The sequence below is a fragment of the Staphylococcus chromogenes genome, from assembly GCF_029024625.1.
Lineage (GTDB): Bacteria > Bacillota > Bacilli > Staphylococcales > Staphylococcaceae > Staphylococcus > Staphylococcus chromogenes.
This window is the reverse complement of record NZ_CP118953.1, coordinates 1,081,756-1,097,665: the sequence shown is the minus strand read 5'-3', so window position 1 is coordinate 1,097,665 and position 15,910 is coordinate 1,081,756. Positions and strand designations below refer to the sequence as shown.

Here is a 15,910-nt window from a genome sequence, read left to right as displayed (position 1 = left end):
TTTTTACAAATTAATATAGGAGTGGAACTACGAAATCTAAAATAATTTCAGTCCCACTCCCACTAAAAAAGTTAACAAAGTTTTAACTCACATTTATCATGATGACTTATTCATCGTAAGAAATTAAACACATTACGTCGTAGTCTTTTATTTTTTCGATACCATTTAAATATGCTAATTCGATGATAAATGCAATTCCTGCCACTATGCCGCCTTGTTTTTCAACTAAATGAATCGCCGCTTCAATTGTGCCTCCTGTTGCAAGTAAATCATCTGTAATCAACACACGTTGACCTGGTTTGATAGCATCAGCATGCATCGTTAAAACATTACTACCATATTCTAAATCATATTCATATCGTATAACTTCTCTAGGGAGTTTACCCTCTTTGCGAACAGGGGCAAAACCGATACCCATGGCATAAGCAACTGGACATCCAATGATAAAGCCACGTGCTTCAGGGCCGACAACAATGTCAACATTCTTTTCTTTCGCATATTTTACAATTTGATCAGTCGCATACCCATATGCCTCACCATTATCCATTATTGTTGTAATATCTTTAAAATTTACTCCCTTTTTAGGCCAATCTTGGACCTCTGAGACATATTTTTTTAAATCCATGCTTTTCCTCCTCATTTGTCTTCGCGCATTTCATCTTCCATCCAATTTTTAATAGATGGAAAATCTGCATATAATAACTGCTTTTCAACTTCAATTCTATGCAACCGTCCTTGGTATATTCGACTAGAAGTAATCTCTTGTTTTGGAGCAGTCGTATTTATTTCAATTATACCATCATTTTGTCGAATAAAATGCAAATCAAGAAAGACTTTTAGTATAAATTTTAATAACTGTGGCTCAATGTTTAAATATTGACTCAATGACACACCCTCTTGCACTAAATCAAACTTCCCTTTTTGTAATAGCGTTTTATAGCACAATTTAAACGTTTCCATTTTGGGAAATCCTTCAAAATAAATCGATTTATCATGCGAAAATTGTAAATAAACTTGAGAGGCTTTAATTTTGTGTAATGATACTTTAAAATCGTCAATAGTTAGAGGAAGGTCACGTAATACACACTTGTCATATGAATGCGTTATCGGTTCGCCATAATAATACTCATTATGATGTTGTTTTTCACGATTTGGATGTATTAGAAAGCATGTTTTAGCGTCCTCAATCATATTGGGTAGACGTTTATTTTTACTACGATAATCTAAAATTTGACGCCCCTGACTATGCATATCCTTTAGAATAAATTGAGGTGTTCTATTCCCATTCCACTCATTAATTTGTAATTCGCCAATAACATTCAATGATTGATCTGGCATAAGTTCATGGATGCGGTGGCCTTCATTCCAAAATAGTCCTTGTAGCTTTTGTTCTTTAAAGGAAATTTTTAAATGATTTTTTTGTTGACCTATCGCTTTAGCCTCTTTTATTGTCAGTTGATTAATACGCAATAGCGGTCGTTCAAATTGCATGCCAAATGGACGTAACCGTTCAAGAGAACTGATATTGTCTACAGTAATATCCTCTTGATCAATGAGCGCATCGATGATTTTCTCAGGTTGCAACTCTGGCGCTGTAAAATGTGCTTTCATATAAGTATTTAAAGCTTCTTTCAGTGGTTCAACTTGCTCAATAGCCAATGTCAAACCCGCTGCAGCATGATGCCCTCCAAATTTTTCAATCAGTTGGGATTGTTGAGACAATATATCAAACATGGATACTTGAGAAATACTTCTTGCTGAACCTTTTGCATGTTGTTTGTCATAATCAATATTCAAAACCATTGTTGGCTTTTGAAATTGTTCAACTATCCGTGATGCGACAATGCCTAAAATTCCTTCATGCCAATCTTCTTTATATAAAACTAAAAATTGGGCGCCTTCTTTTAATTGCGCATCTGCCATAACTAAGGCTTCTTCAGTCACAGTTTGAACAATAGATTTTCGTTCTTGATTAAAATGTTCAACTTGCTCTGCTAAAAACAATGCTTCATCTTCATCATGACACATTAGCAATTCCGCAGCTAATCGTGCATCATCTAAACGTCCTACCGCATTTAAGCGGGGGCCAATTGTGAATCCAATCGTTTCTTCATTAATCACGTCATCATAACGCGCTTCATTTAAAAGTGCTTTAAGTGCCACAGGCACCTCACGATTCATCAAACGTAAACCACTTTTAACAATGCTTCGATTTTCATCTATCATCGGTACTAAATCAGCAATTGTCCCAATCATCGCATAAATCCAAAATTCATCTGGGATATCTGGTGTTAAATGTTGAGCTACTTTTAAAGCAACGCCCGCACCACATAAATACGGAAATGGATATTCAAAATCAGGATGCATGGGGTGGACAATAGCATAGGCTTTAGGCAATGTTGCCCCTATTTCATGGTGGTCCGTGACAATCACATCCACACCCAGTTGTTGAATCATTTCAATTTCTTCATGACCTTGTATTCCATTATCAACAGTGATGATGAGTTTTACGCCTTCCTCATAAGCTTGTTTAAAGGCTTCAGCACTTGGTCCATAACCTTCAGAAAAGCGATTGGGGATATACCATCCTACAATTGCTCCCATCTTTTCTAACGTCTGCACTAAAATAGTAGTTGACGTGACACCATCAGCATCATAATCACCATAAACTAAAATTGGTTCCTCTGCTTCAATCGCTTGATGAATACGTTGTGTCGCTTTTTCAATATCACTAAGTAAAGACGAATCGTGACTTATAGGTGTAGGAGCTAAAAATTGCTCGATTTCCTCGTGTGACACAATCCCTTTACTTTCCAAAATCACTTTCATTAAAGGTGTAATTTTAAAACTTTCAAGCGTTTCTTTAGAAATCTCCCCTTGAGGAGACCTAGAAACCCATTTAAATTTAGAACTAATCATAAAACCCCGCCTCATTTCATATCAAAAACATTATAACAAAAAAATGCTAGCATCTTCATTCTTCGTATTCATTTTTTATATTGCATTAAAGTAGACACAGGATTTAACAGTGATTAAAATTCTATAGCTTTCTAATTGCTAGCGAGCTTTATATCTCCCCTCTGAACTTAATTTCCTCAAAAAGAAAGGGTTCTATTTTATTTCGGACTGGTGTATAAGTTATTTTATATATTTGATTGTTCCGTAAAGCCTCGCTTTTCTAGGCGCCTCACCTCAACTAATTTTAAGATCGAGATTATCTCAATCTTAAAATGGATTTTCGGTTTCGGCTAGATGCCTCAGAAGTCTCGGCTTAGGAACCAATCAAATGCGTTATATTTATTCGCATTTCTAAGTTATAAAAACTGTTTTACAGAGGTGAGTGATATTAAAATAGCCATCAATGGTCAAGTCTTTAAGTGCCCACAACGAAAAAAGGAGTTTAGCAATCCATTATTGCCTAACTCCTACATTTAATATGACCAGTCCGATTTGACAGAGTGCCAAAGAAAGCCCTTCCCTAACTTTCATATAAAATGAAATATTAGGAAAGGACATTTAAAAGTTACACAATGACTTTTTCTTCGTTTGTACGTTTACGTTTATAAACCACGAGTTTATGATTATCGGATTTACGTAATTCTCGTTTTTTCAAAATACCCCAGAGCGGTACTGCAATGAAGATAGATGAAAAGACACCTGAAACTAAACCGATAAGTAATGCAAGTGAGAAGTTAAAGATACTTGATGCACCAAATATTAAGAGTGCTACAACCACTACGACCACTGTTAATACAGTGTTGATAGAACGAGTCAATGTTTGACGTATCGCACTATTGACGATGTAATCAATTTCCTCTTCTTTAGTAATCACTTTAACTTTACGTAGCATTTCACGAACTCGGTCAAAGGTTACAATAGTATCATTAATTGAATAACCAATAATCGTTAAAACTGCAGCAATAAATGTAATATCAACTTCAAGTCTGAAAAGACTAAACACTGCAATGATCATAAATGCATCGTGTAGTAATGAAATAATTGATGAAATTCCCATACGCCACTCAAATCTGAGTGAAATATAAATAATCATACCGATTGAAGCGAGCAATACAGCTAACATAGCGTTCTTGGCTAATTCTTGACCAATCACAGGTGATACTGTATTGACTGTTGGTTCATGGCCAAACTCGTCTTTAATTGTAGATTTTACTTTTGAAACTTCTTCTTTCGATAAATCATGCTTAAATTGCATTGAAGCTTTAGTATCATTATTGCCCCCGATAGATAATTGATCAGGTTTTAATCCGATGCTGTCCATTTTCTTCTCAACATCGGCTTGTTTTAATGCATGATTACTTTCAGCATCAATACGTGTTCCTGCGGTAAAATCTATACCTAAGTTCAGTTTGAAAATAAACAATATGATAATACCAGCAGCAATAATCAGTCCACTTAATGCAAATAATGGTTTTGCTAATTTCATAAAATCAATTCGGTCATAAGGCGTAGTTAATTCAGAAACATCTTTACCCTCATTAATATTATGAATTTGAGATTTTTTAACGCCGAACCACCATAATTTCTTTTTAAAGAAATTAGAATAAACAATAAGCGATAATAATATTCTTGTTAAAAATACAGCTGTTACGAAACTCATCAAGATGGCCAATAATAGCATTGTGGCAAAACCTTTAACAGAGCTTTCACCAAAGAAGAAAAGAACGGTAGCCGCTAATACTGTCGTTAAATTGGCATCTAAAATCGTTATAAATGAGGACTTATTCGCTTTCTTATAGGCTTGCTTTAAATTTCTTCCTATACGTAACTCGTCTTTTATACGTTCGTACATGATAATATTGGCATCTACTGCCATCCCGACACCAAGGACCAACGCAGCCAGTCCAGGGAGCGTGAGCACCCCAGAAATAAAGTTAAAAGCAACTAGTGTTAAATACACGTATGTTGTTAATGTAATGACTGCAATGAGTCCTGGCAATCGATAGAAGAACAACATAAATAAATAAATAATACTAATACCAATAATAGAGGCGAAAATTGTTTTTTGAAGCGCATCTTGACCAAATTGTGCACCTACAGAGGTAGAATAAATTTCGTCTAATTTAACTGGTAAAGAACCTGAGTTAAGTAAGTCGGCAATTTGTTTCGCTTCAGTGACACCTTTTTCACCTTGAAATCCTCCAGAAATTTCTACGTTAGGAGAATTGATAGGTTGATCTACAGAAGCTGCAGAAACATATTTTGGATTCTCTTTTGTTTTTTCTTTTTGATAGCTATCTCCTTTTTGATAGTCTAACCAAACGACCATAACATTTTCTGGTTTTTTAGAAATTTCTTCTGTTACTTTTTTAAATTTTTCACTATCTTTCAACTTAAAAGTAACAGCGGGTTGGTTTGTATTTTGTTTAAACTCTTGTTTAGCAGAACCTTGAACTAAATCTTTACCTGTAAGTTTAACTTTGTCTTCAGAATCCCGAATTGTTAAGTTTGCTTGAGAAGATAAAATTTTTCGCGCTTGTTCTTGGTCTTTAACACCCGCAAGTTGTACACGAATTCGATTTTGATCTTCAACTTGAATTTTCGGTTCAGAGACACCTAAAACGTTGACACGGCGTTCTAACGTTTTAGCGGTAGATTGTACGGCGGTTTTATCAATCTTATCACCATCAGATAATGGTTTTACTTGATACAAAACTTCAAATCCGCCCTGTAAATCAAGTCCTAAATTAACATCTTTAATCACATTTTTATATGTCGCCGCCATTCCACCAAACAGCAGTACGACTAATAATAAAAATGCAATGAGTCTACTGACTTTTTTCACATAAACACCTCTTTTTAGCTTATAAAACTAGCATACTTTAGTTGTAGTAACGCGCGCAAGTGATTTTAATATCCTTTAATATTAATTAAATATTTAGTCATTAGAATCGCAGCTTTTTTCTAATTTGGCCTATTGAAGCCATTTCCTTAACAACAGTCAGTTATTTTTTAAAACCAACTATTTTAAAATAGAAAACTATCGCATCTGATTTTGATATTTAACCAGTTAACAACTGTACGCCTTTTATCTTTTAATTTCAAGTAATTGCCCAATTTTGTTTAATATTGATGCCATAAAAAAACGGGATTGAACCATCCACTTTGCGTAAAGCGATGTCTCATCCCGAATTAGCCATTGTAACCTTTAAATTACGATGGATCTACTTGTTTAATGGCTTGTTTTTCAAATGTCATTTCTGTTCCTTTGCCATTCACAATGACAACTGCTGTCGTTTCATCAACAGCACGAACCGTCCCTTTAATGCCACCAATCGTTGTGACACGTTGTCCAGATTGTAACTGAGACACCATCTCACGGTGTTCTTTCGCACGCTTTTGTTGCGGACGAATCATAAAGAACCACATAACCACAAAGAGTAGGATTAATGGTAATAAACTAAGTAATGAAGACATAAAATAAACTCCTATCTAGAAATTTTTCGGATTTTTAACATTAAGACCATATTGTTCGAAAAATTCTTCTTTAAAATCTAAAAGACGGTCTTCTCGAATTGCTTGTCTAATGTTCTCCATTAATTTTAGCAGAAAATGAAGGTTATGATAAGTAGTTAAACGTATACCGAACGTTTCATCTGCTTTAATTAAATGTCTTAAATAGGCTCGCGTATAGTTTTTACATGTATAGCAGTCACAATTTTCATCAAGTGGTCGAAAGTCATCTTTAAACTTAGCGTTTTTCACAACAAGGCGCCCTTCGGAAGTCATACACGTTCCATTACGGGCGATACGTGTTGGAAGTACACAGTCAAACATATCCATTCCACGGATACTACATTCAATCAACGCATCAGGTGAACCGACGCCCATTAAATAACGCGGTTTATTTTCGGGCATAAATTGAACTGTATGCTCTACCATATCATACATGACAGGTTTTGGTTCCCCAACAGATAATCCGCCTATTGCATAACCAGGAAAATCGAGTTTCACGAGATCTTCTGCACTTTGTTGACGTAAATCTTTGTATTCTCCACCTTGAATAATGCCAAACAAAGCTTGATCTTCTGGACGTTGGTGCGCTTTTTTGCAGCGTTCTGCCCATCGCGTTGTCCGTTCAATTGAATCTTTGACATATTTGTATTCGGCTGGCATAGGTGGACATTCATCAAATGCCATAATAATATCTGATCCTAAATCATTTTGAATACGTATAGAATCTTCCGGTGATAAAAATAGTTTTGAACCATTTGCGTGATGTCTAAACTCCACGCCTTCTTCAGTGATTTTTCTTAAATCACTAAGACTAAACACTTGGAAACCACCTGAATCGGTTAAAATAGGCCCATCCCAATTCATAAATTGGTGTAAGCCTCCCGCTTTTTTCACAATATCATTACCTGGTTGTAACCATAAATGATACGTATTGCTTAAAATGATTTTGGCTTCCATTTGTTTCAATTCTTCTGGACTCATTGTTTTTACGGTTGCTTTAGTGCCTACAGGCATAAACATCGGCGTTTCAAATGAACCATGTGGTGTGTGAACAATTCCAAGTCGCGCCCCAGATTGCTTGCACGTTTTTATATGTTCGTATGTTACAGCTGGCATAGTCAAACCCTCTCTATATTAAATAATAATCATTGCATCCCCAAAGCTGAAAAAGCGATATTTTGATTCTACTGCATGCGCATAGGCATTTAACACGTATTGTCTTGAACTAAATGCTGAAACGAGCATGACTAATGTGGATTTTGGGAGATGAAAATTAGTAATCAAACCATCTATTGCTTTAAATTCAAAGCCTGGATAAATAAAAATATTTGTCCATCCACTTGTCGCTTTAAATGTATCAAAATCTCTCATTATTGTTTCTAAAGTTCGTGTTGAAGTCGTTCCAACAGAAATAATACGATGTCCACTTGCTTTAGTAGTGTTCAAAATGTCTGCTGTTTCTTGTGTCATTGTGTAATATTCGCTATGCATTTCGTGATCATCTATATTTTCCACACTGACAGGACGAAACGTTCCTAATCCTACATGTAGTGTGACAAAAGCGATATTAACACCTTTTTGTTGCACTTCATTTAAAAGTTCATCCGTAAAATGCAAGCCAGCAGTTGGTGCAGCTGCAGATCCTGAGGCTTTTGCATACACAGTTTGATAACGATCTTGATCATCTAAACGCTCTTTAATATATGGCGGTAGCGGCATTTCACCTAATTCATCTAGACGCTCTTGAAGAATCCCTTCATAGGTGAGCCGCATAATTCTTCCCCCTTGGTCTAATTCTTTGATACAGGTTGCTATTATTTTGTCATTACCAAAAGAAATAGACTGTCCGACTTTAATACGTTTGGCCGGTTTTAAAAGGACTTCCCAATCGTCACCCTCAATATTCGTTAACATTAACATTTCAACTTTTGCATTTGTCTCAGTTTTAACACCGAACAAGCGCGCAGGCATCACTTTTGTATCATTCAAAACTAAAGTATCGCCAGGTTCAAAAAATGATACAACATCTTTAAAGTGTAAATCTTTTACATCACCTGTCTGACGGTTTAAATAGAGTAGTCGACTCGTATCACGATCTTTAAGAGGAGTTTGCGCAATTAACGCCTCTGGCAAATAGTAATTAAATTCTTCTATATTCATGCTTAATGGTCCCTCGCTTAAATAGGATAATTAAAATGTGCGTATGCTTTTGGCGTCGCTTTACGACCTCGAGGCGTACGTTCAATAAAACCTTGTTGTATTAAAAACGGTTCATAAACATCCTCAATCGTAATACGCTCTTCGCCGATAGAAACTGCAATTGTATCTAATCCCACAGGGCCTCCTCGATACTGTTCGATAATACAAGCCATCATTTTATGGTCAATATAATCCAAACCTTCTTCATCAACTTGAAGTAAATCTAAAGCATATTTCGTTGTTTCAATATAAATTTGATCATCTTCATTGACTTGTTGAAAGTCTCGTATCCGTTTTAAAAGTCGGTTCGCAATTCGAGGAGTTCCACGACTTCTTTTCGCAATTTCAAGCGCACTTTCTGTATCAATCGTCGTACCTAGAACTTCTGCTGTACGTGTAATGATTTGTTGTAGCTCGTGCGTTTTGTAGTATTCTAATCTAAGATGGACTCCGAAACGATCCCGTAGTGGACTTGTTAAACTTCCAGCACGCGTTGTCGCACCCACCAATGTAAATGGGGGTAAGTCGATACGAATACTTCTAGCTTCTTCCCCTTTACCTACGATGATATCTAGAAAAAAATCTTCCATTGCTGGATAAAGTACCTCTTCTACGACACTACTCAAACGATGAATTTCATCAATAAATAATACATCGCCTGGTTGGAGTCCAGTTAAAATAGCTGCTAAATCTCCCGGACGCTCTATCGAAGGACCAGACACCGTTCTTAAATTTACATTCATTTCATTTGCGATGATATGTGAAAGTGTTGTTTTACCTAACCCAGGAGGCCCAAACAATAAAACATGATCTAGTGGTTCCTTTCTAAGTTGTGCCGCCTTGATAAAAACTTCTAAGTTAGATTTAATGGAAGATTGTCCAATATATTGGCGTAAGCGATCGGGCCTTAACGAGAGTTCAAATTCGTGCTCCTCTGTGTTTTCATGACCATCTACCATTCGATTATCATCCATAGAAATCCCCCTTTTAAGAGATGAGATGTTGTAATCCAAATTTTACTGCTTCGTCAACAGATTCAAAGTTTTCTTTCGCCATTTTTTTATCGATTTTAGTAAGTTCTCGTTTAGAATAACCTAACGCTTCTAATGCGAGTAAAGCATCATCTTTAATTTGTGCATGTTTAGAAGGCATCTCATGTGTTACAAGCATTTCTTCACTTTCTTCAGTTATAACGACTTTGCCTTTCAAATCAAGGACAATTTGACGGGCAGTTTTTTTACCGATACCTGGAAATTGCGTTAAATAGGCGTCATTTTCATTTTCAATCGCACGTTTCACTTGATTAGGTGTACTTGCAGCTAAAATGGCAAGTGCAGATTTAGGCCCAATCCCTGTAACTTTAATAAGACTTAAAAACATATCCTTTTCTTCTAAATCGCTAAAACCATATAAAAGTTGCGCATCTTCACGTACAATGAGCGCTGTAAATATTGTCGTTTCTTGATGTAACTGACTTTGAAACCGATACGAATTAGGCGTTTGGATTTCAAATGCAATGCCGCCTGATGTTTCAATAACGACGTGTGTAGGATACAAATGTTGTAGTTTCCCTTTTATATATGCATACATAGTGGCTTCTCCTTACATATTCATCCCTATAATATCAACATTAAATACATTTTCCATTTGTCTTAACGAATTGATAATATCATAGACATTCATTTCCGATTTACTTGCATTTAAAGATAAAGTAATAGAGGCTTTTTTATCTATTGGCACACTTTGATGAATCGTTAAAACGGATAATTTTAATTGTGATATTTTTTCAAGAATTGTAGCTAGTGTGCCTACCTTATCCGTCACAAATAAAATAATTGTAAATTCCTTGGAAGCACTTTTCACTTCATCCAACGGAAATATTGTATCACGGTATTTATAAAAAGCACTTCTAGAACAATCATGTATTTTTACAGCTTCTTGCACAGTGAGAGAAGGATTATCATTGAGCGCTTCTTTGACACGTAGTACCTTAGATACCACATAGGGCAATACATCTTCACGAATTAAATAATATTGATATTTCATGCTGATTCGCTCCTATTATTCTACAAATTCGAACTCGCCGCCTAAAATACGTACGATATCTCCGTTTTCTGCACCACGTTCACGTAACGCATCATCAATACCCATAGATCGCATTTGGCGTGCAAATCGTCTTACTGCTGGGTCACTATTGAAATCAGTCATTTTGAAGAGTCGTTCAATAGCATTTCCACTCACAACGTACGCACCATCATCATCTCGTGAAATCGTGAATTTATCTTGTGAAGGCGTATGTTTATAAACAACACGGTTCACGCCTGGATCATCTTCTTCTGCATTGAAATCGATGTCTTTCACTGATTCGAGTGTATTTGCAATTTCGTAAAGTAACTGATCAATATTTTCACGAGTGTATGCTGAAATAGCGATAATTGGATAGTCTTCTTCCAATTGAGATTTGAACAATTCAAGTTGATCTTCAGCCTCTGGCATATCCATTTTATTCGCTACGATAATTTGTGGTCTTTTTTCTAGTTTTTCTTCATAAGCGCGCATTTCTTTATTTATTGTTAAATAATCCTCGTAAGGATCACGGCCTTCCATACCACTCATATCGATAACGTGAACAATTACTTTTGTTCGTTCAACATGACGTAAAAATTGATGTCCTAGCCCGATTCCTTCAGATGCACCTTCAATTAATCCTGGCAAGTCTGCCATTACGAAGCTTCGTTGATCTGGCGTAGTAACAACGCCTAAATTTGGCTGTATCGTCGTAAAGTGATAGGCACCAATTTTAGGTTTAGCTTGAGATACTATCGACAACAATGTGGATTTACCAACACTTGGAAAACCTACTAAACCAACGTCAGCTAGTAATTTAAGTTCTAATGTGACTTCTATTTCTTCACCTGGCTCACCATTTTCGCTGAAATCTGGTGCGGGATTTTTAGGGGTCGCAAATCGAGAATTCCCTCGTCCGCCACGGCCACCTTTAGCGATAGTTGCACGTTGACCGTGTTCTACTAAATCCGCCAATGTTTCCTCTGTTTCGACATCTTTAACAATCGTTCCTGGAGGGACTTTGAGGATAAGATCTTGTGCATTTTTCCCGTGCATATTACTGCTTTGGCCATTCTCACCCTTTTTAGCTTTAAAATGGCGCTGAAATCTAAAGTCCATTAATGTTCTTAGTCCTTCATCAACTTCAAAAACGACAGACGCCCCACGACCGCCATCTCCTCCAGCGGGTCCACCGAAGGGAACATATTTCTCACGACGATACGCAGTAATACCATTTCCACCGTCGCCTGCTTTTAAGAATATTTTTACTTGATCGACAAACATGATTTCACCTCTTTTTCATTTTATACATTTCCTACATAGCTATAAAGCGATAAGTGAAACTTACCACATGATTATTTATAAGGTTCCACTGGCTTACAAATTTCTATGTATTCCTCTCAATATATTCAAGCTATGTTTTCTTCCATCTTACATTATCAAAATGGTTTTTAAAAAGCTTAGATAAAAAAGAAACACCAGAAGTAACCTTCTGGTGTGAGTATATTGACAAATTATTCAGCAACTGCGTATACAGATACTTGTTTTTTGTCGCGACCTTTACGTTCAAATTTTACAACGCCATCGATTTTAGCGAATAATGTATCATCGCCACCACGACCTACGTTTTCACCTGGGTAAATTTTTGTTCCACGTTGACGGAATAAAATAGATCCACCAGTAACATATTGACCATCAGCACGTTTAGCACCTAAACGTTTAGATTCAGAGTCACGTCCGTTTTTTGTAGAACTTACCCCTTTTTTAGATGCGAAAAATTGTAAGTTTAATTTAAGCATGAGTTACACCTCACTTATAATTTAGTTTAATGAATTCTTTATATTCTTCTTCAATCGTTTGCAATGAGATTAACATAGATTGTAAGATTAACTGTGCTTTTTCATTAGATGTATCTACGCTACGGAAATGAAAATAGCCTCCGTCATCACTATAATCTATATCAGGTCTTTCAGAAGTTAATCCAATAATAGCATTAACACTACCAAAAAGTACAGCTGAGGCACCTGCACACACAATATCTTGTCCGTGCTCAGCAAAGTCAGCATGTCCATCCATTATCACATCTGTGACCTGTCCGTCATCATTTAATTTGATATCGACATTAATCATAATTATAAACTGATTTTATCGATAGTTAACTTAGTATATGGTTGACGGTGACCTTTTTTGCGTTTTGAGTCTTTACGACGACGGTAAGTAAATACAGTGATTTTTTTACCACGACCGTGTTTATTGATTTTCGCAGATACTGTTGCACCTTCGATTGTTGGGGCACCAACAGTGATGTTGTCTCCACCTACGAATAAGACTTTATCAAATGTAAAAGTATCGCCTTCATTGCCGTTTAATTTTTCAACGTAAATTTCTTGGCCTTCTTCTACTTTGATTTGTTTTCCACCTGTTTCAATAATAGCAAACATACTTTGCACCTCCTATAATTAAGTCACGCCATATATAGGTGACGAATGTACTTATAACCTATATTTGAGCGGTTGTATGTAGCTAAAACTACTCAACTACTGCATCATACCATTACTTAATTTTCATGTCAATATTTCTTTTCTTATTTTGATGGTAATCAAGATAAGTAAAGATAAAGATAAGTAAGATAGCATTAAGTAACAAGGTTGAAGGAACTCGAAAAAGGATAAATTGAATAAAATTAAACTGTATCAGGCCTACCATCGAATAGATGATTGCGACGATAATGTCAATCACGATAACTGATAACAATACGATTAAAAATACAATCGCATGATCACGATAAAATAACGAAAAAAACTTTTCGACAATCAAGATACATAGTAAATAAGCAATGAGATAAACTCCATAAATTTCTCCAAAATAAATGTCTGTCATTAGACCAAGTAGGACACCTAATATAAGAGCCGTATATAAGTTTCTGTAAAAAGTAAGGAGTAGTAAAAACATCAATGTCAGTCTAGGAACGAAGACAAAATGAAGACCAAATATATGAATTGGTGAAATTAATGTGAGCAATGTGTCCATATAAAAGCACAAAATTCCTAAGATAAAGTATAGAAAAGCGCGCTTCATGAGGCATCACCTTCTGAAGGATTAATCGTTTTAGAATCACGCTTAGCCACATATACTGTTCCTATTTGATTTAAATCGGCACCTGTCTTAACAACCACTTGTTTAGATAGCCCGTATTGATCATTTTGAACTTTTTCAACTTTACCTACATAGATTCCTTTAGGTAATTGGTCACCTAGACCACTTGTAATGACTTTATCGCCTTCATTCACTTTATGACTATTATCAATATCTGAAATGATGAGTCTATCATTTTTTTCATCATAATGATCGATTAAGCCGAATGCTTCTTCATCTTTATTTTGAATATGAACTGAAAGTCTATTCGTACGTCCTTTTGTAGAAATTAAATTCACTTGAGAAGAAAAAGCGTTTACTTTGCTAACACGGCCAATTAATCCATCTGATGTAAGTACTGCCATATTTTCCTTAATCCCGGCTTTTTCTCCTTTATCAATAATAATCGTATTAATCCATTGATCAGGATGACGCGCAATGACATTCACAGCAAGAGGATCATACTTAGAAATATCACTGACATTGAGTTCTTTTCGCAGTTTGTTATTTTCTGATTGAAGTCGTTGATTATCAGCTTTTAATTGATTTTCTTTTTCAGTGGGCTTGGCATCGTTTTGAAATATTGCTCGTGTAGTCCCAGAAACGACTTGTACAGGATATGTAAAAATACGTTGACCGAACGATATCGTATCACTCGCATATTGTTCTGGTATAGATTGTGAGTGCGAACGTAAAGATAACCCTATCAAAGCAATAAAAATGATAAGTGCACAAAATAAAACGATTAACTTATTGTTTTTAAAAAAATGGGACAACCTCAACACCTCAATATGTAATTGTAAATAACACTCATTATTTTATATCACTCACTGGTTTAAATAAAGTATCAGCTGTATTTTTATATAAATTTCCATCGTAGCGACGCAACACTCAATAAAAAAAGGGATTGGGACATAAAGATTACCAATAATTAGAAAGCCATCCAAATTTACCTAATTATAAATTTGGATGGCTATTTTGGTATAACTTAATTCAATAAAATTGAATTGGTAAAGTAAAGCTTATAACTTTAGAGTTGTGAATAAATATAGTAATTTTGATTGATTCCTAAGCCGAGACTTCTGAGGCACCTAGAAAAGCGAGGCTTTTTGGAACAATCAAATACACGAAATTAATTATGTCCCAACCTCATGGATGTTCACAGTGAAAACGAAAAGATTAGTGATCTTTTTTCTTCTGATTCTCGAAGTTTTTTTCGTCTTCTTTATATAAAGTTTCGTCTTTTCGCCATTGTGCAAATAATTTCTGCGCTTTTAATTGTTCATTACTTTGTTGCGCATTATTTTCAGTAGACATATGACTTCACCCTTTTAAAATTTTTACCTCTATAGACTAACGTATGTGATAGGATATTTCAAATTATGTTTATTTACCGATAAGATGGAAGTGGACGCATATTGATTTGATGGCCAAGTTGATTTAAATCATAGTATAAATCGTGCTCTGTTGTATATACTCTCACTTTGTTACTTCCAAACTTATACATGATATACTGTGAATCTCGTTCAGCAATTAAATAATCATTATCATAACCCATTCTGCTAAATGCATTGACTTGCATAAACTCATATTTATCAATCCAATTAAAAAATTGTCTAGCTTGATTTGGAGGGACATTACGCAGAATTTCATTATCCTCGGCCACATATCTTTGACCTTGTGGAGGGATGTTGTAGCCTTCTTCATCTACATTTTTTTGTGTATAGGCATTGAGAGGATTCCAATGAGCATCTTTAATAACAGGTACATGTTTAAATACAAAATAGCATAATATAACCAATAGAAAAATTAGAGTTATTATTTTGAATAAACTTATTATCGCTCTCATAGGTTGCCTCCTTTATCACATCTATTATATACGAAATCTTATATCTAACGCCTCATTCCCCAGACTTAATTTAATCACGAGCGCAAGACGGATGCAATTATTATCTAAAATCAGTATGATAGAGTAAAGGAGTGACAACTGTTGAGCATAATTTCCATATTTCTTATTATTCTACTAGTTGTATTG

Annotated in this window: 17 protein-coding genes and 1 other annotated feature; all 17 genes read right to left on the bottom strand. The window is 35.4% G+C overall.

Translation table 11 applies throughout. From position 1 onward, the window contains the following. Positions 1–106: 106 nt before the first annotated feature. Positions 107–625 (bottom strand): adenine phosphoribosyltransferase, encoded by a 519-nt coding sequence (locus tag PYW36_RS05350; RefSeq protein WP_037574204.1) that lies wholly within the window; start codon positions 623–625, stop codon positions 107–109. Positions 626–636: 11 nt separating this feature from the next. Next, a complete protein-coding gene (gene recJ, locus PYW36_RS05345; protein WP_103159046.1) occupies positions 637–2,919 on the bottom strand; it encodes a single-stranded-DNA-specific exonuclease RecJ in 2,283 nt (760 codons plus the stop codon). Between the two features lie 604 nt (positions 2,920–3,523). Then, positions 3,524–5,803 carry a protein translocase subunit SecDF gene (gene secDF, locus PYW36_RS05340; protein ID WP_103159047.1) on the bottom strand — a complete coding sequence of 760 codons (2,280 nt, stop codon included), beginning with the start codon at positions 5,801–5,803 and terminating at the stop codon, positions 3,524–3,526. Between the two features lie 368 nt (positions 5,804–6,171). Beyond that, positions 6,172–6,435, bottom strand: coding sequence for a preprotein translocase subunit YajC (gene yajC / locus PYW36_RS05335; protein WP_037574211.1), 264 nt, complete (start codon positions 6,433–6,435; stop codon positions 6,172–6,174). Positions 6,436–6,450: 15 nt separating this feature from the next. Beyond that, on the bottom strand, positions 6,451–7,590 hold the full coding sequence (gene tgt / locus PYW36_RS05330; protein WP_103159048.1) for a tRNA guanosine(34) transglycosylase Tgt: 1,140 nt from the start codon (positions 7,588–7,590) through the stop codon (positions 6,451–6,453). A gap of 18 nt (positions 7,591–7,608) precedes the next feature. Next, positions 7,609–8,634 (bottom strand): tRNA preQ1(34) S-adenosylmethionine ribosyltransferase-isomerase QueA, encoded by a 1,026-nt coding sequence (gene queA / locus PYW36_RS05325; RefSeq protein WP_037574217.1) that lies wholly within the window; start codon positions 8,632–8,634, stop codon positions 7,609–7,611. Between the two features lie 17 nt (positions 8,635–8,651). Next, a complete protein-coding gene (ruvB, locus tag PYW36_RS05320; protein WP_037574221.1) occupies positions 8,652–9,647 on the bottom strand; it encodes a Holliday junction branch migration DNA helicase RuvB in 996 nt (331 codons plus the stop codon). Positions 9,648–9,660: 13 nt separating this feature from the next. After that, on the bottom strand, positions 9,661–10,263 hold the full coding sequence (ruvA, locus tag PYW36_RS05315; RefSeq protein ID WP_037574224.1) for a Holliday junction branch migration protein RuvA: 603 nt from the start codon (positions 10,261–10,263) through the stop codon (positions 9,661–9,663). A gap of 12 nt (positions 10,264–10,275) precedes the next feature. Continuing rightward, a complete protein-coding gene (locus PYW36_RS05310) occupies positions 10,276–10,719 on the bottom strand; it encodes an ACT domain-containing protein (protein ID WP_037574227.1) in 444 nt (147 codons plus the stop codon). A gap of 15 nt (positions 10,720–10,734) precedes the next feature. Beyond that, positions 10,735–12,024 (bottom strand): GTPase ObgE, encoded by a 1,290-nt coding sequence (gene obgE / locus PYW36_RS05305; protein ID WP_037574230.1) that lies wholly within the window; start codon positions 12,022–12,024, stop codon positions 10,735–10,737. 230 nt (positions 12,025–12,254) lie between these two features. Beyond that, positions 12,255–12,539 carry a 50S ribosomal protein L27 gene (gene rpmA, locus PYW36_RS05300; protein ID WP_037574233.1) on the bottom strand — a complete coding sequence of 95 codons (285 nt, stop codon included), beginning with the start codon at positions 12,537–12,539 and terminating at the stop codon, positions 12,255–12,257. A gap of 10 nt (positions 12,540–12,549) precedes the next feature. After that, positions 12,550–12,870, bottom strand: coding sequence for a ribosomal-processing cysteine protease Prp (locus PYW36_RS05295; RefSeq protein ID WP_037574236.1), 321 nt, complete (start codon positions 12,868–12,870; stop codon positions 12,550–12,552). A 2-nt stretch (positions 12,871–12,872) separates the two neighbouring features. Further along, positions 12,873–13,181 carry a 50S ribosomal protein L21 gene (gene rplU, locus PYW36_RS05290; protein WP_037574239.1) on the bottom strand — a complete coding sequence of 103 codons (309 nt, stop codon included), beginning with the start codon at positions 13,179–13,181 and terminating at the stop codon, positions 12,873–12,875. Positions 13,182–13,192: 11 nt separating this feature from the next. Next, positions 13,193–13,265, bottom strand: a sequence feature (ribosomal protein L21 leader region). Between the two features lie 28 nt (positions 13,266–13,293). Beyond that, on the bottom strand, positions 13,294–13,818 hold the full coding sequence (gene mreD, locus PYW36_RS05285; protein ID WP_103159049.1) for a rod shape-determining protein MreD: 525 nt from the start codon (positions 13,816–13,818) through the stop codon (positions 13,294–13,296). Continuing rightward, the gene (mreC, locus tag PYW36_RS05280) at positions 13,815–14,651 is read right to left on the bottom strand and encodes a rod shape-determining protein MreC (RefSeq protein ID WP_103159050.1); all 837 of its coding nucleotides are present in this window, start codon (positions 14,649–14,651) and stop codon (positions 13,815–13,817) included. Before mreC ends, mreD begins: the two co-directional genes overlap by 4 nt. A gap of 403 nt (positions 14,652–15,054) precedes the next feature. Beyond that, a complete protein-coding gene (locus PYW36_RS05275; RefSeq protein ID WP_172458437.1) occupies positions 15,055–15,192 on the bottom strand; it encodes a hypothetical protein in 138 nt (45 codons plus the stop codon). 73 nt (positions 15,193–15,265) lie between these two features. Continuing rightward, entirely contained in the window at positions 15,266–15,724 is a 459-nt protein-coding gene (locus PYW36_RS05270) for a DUF4930 family protein (RefSeq protein ID WP_037574248.1), read from the bottom strand. Positions 15,725–15,910 lie beyond the last annotated feature (186 nt).

What these genes read in the sequence shown, in the direction of transcription:
- PYW36_RS05350 (WP_037574204.1), bottom strand. Translation starts at nt 625, where the DNA reads ATGGATTTAAAAAAATATGTCTCAGAGGTCCAAGATTGGCCTAAAAAG.
- recJ (WP_103159046.1), bottom strand. Translation starts at nt 2,919, where the DNA reads ATGATTAGTTCTAAATTTAAATGGGTTTCTAGGTCTCCTCAAGGGGAG.
- yajC (WP_037574211.1), bottom strand. Translation starts at nt 6,435, where the DNA reads ATGTCTTCATTACTTAGTTTATTACCATTAATCCTACTCTTTGTGGTT.
- tgt (WP_103159048.1), bottom strand. Translation starts at nt 7,590, where the DNA reads ATGCCAGCTGTAACATACGAACATATAAAAACGTGCAAGCAATCTGGG.
- queA (WP_037574217.1), bottom strand. Translation starts at nt 8,634, where the DNA reads ATGAATATAGAAGAATTTAATTACTATTTGCCAGAGGCGTTAATTGCG.
- ruvB (WP_037574221.1), bottom strand. Translation starts at nt 9,647, where the DNA reads ATGGATGATAATCGAATGGTAGATGGTCATGAAAACACAGAGGAGCAC.
- ruvA (WP_037574224.1), bottom strand. Translation starts at nt 10,263, where the DNA reads ATGTATGCATATATAAAAGGGAAACTACAACATTTGTATCCTACACAC.
- PYW36_RS05310 (WP_037574227.1), bottom strand. Translation starts at nt 10,719, where the DNA reads ATGAAATATCAATATTATTTAATTCGTGAAGATGTATTGCCCTATGTG.
- obgE (WP_037574230.1), bottom strand. Translation starts at nt 12,024, where the DNA reads ATGTTTGTCGATCAAGTAAAAATATTCTTAAAAGCAGGCGACGGTGGA.
- rpmA (WP_037574233.1), bottom strand. Translation starts at nt 12,539, where the DNA reads ATGCTTAAATTAAACTTACAATTTTTCGCATCTAAAAAAGGGGTAAGT.
- PYW36_RS05295 (WP_037574236.1), bottom strand. Translation starts at nt 12,870, where the DNA reads ATGATTAATGTCGATATCAAATTAAATGATGACGGACAGGTCACAGAT.
- rplU (WP_037574239.1), bottom strand. Translation starts at nt 13,181, where the DNA reads ATGTTTGCTATTATTGAAACAGGTGGAAAACAAATCAAAGTAGAAGAA.
- mreD (WP_103159049.1), bottom strand. Translation starts at nt 13,818, where the DNA reads ATGAAGCGCGCTTTTCTATACTTTATCTTAGGAATTTTGTGCTTTTAT.
- PYW36_RS05275 (WP_172458437.1), bottom strand. Translation starts at nt 15,192, where the DNA reads ATGTCTACTGAAAATAATGCGCAACAAAGTAATGAACAATTAAAAGCG.
- PYW36_RS05270 (WP_037574248.1), bottom strand. Translation starts at nt 15,724, where the DNA reads ATGAGAGCGATAATAAGTTTATTCAAAATAATAACTCTAATTTTTCTA.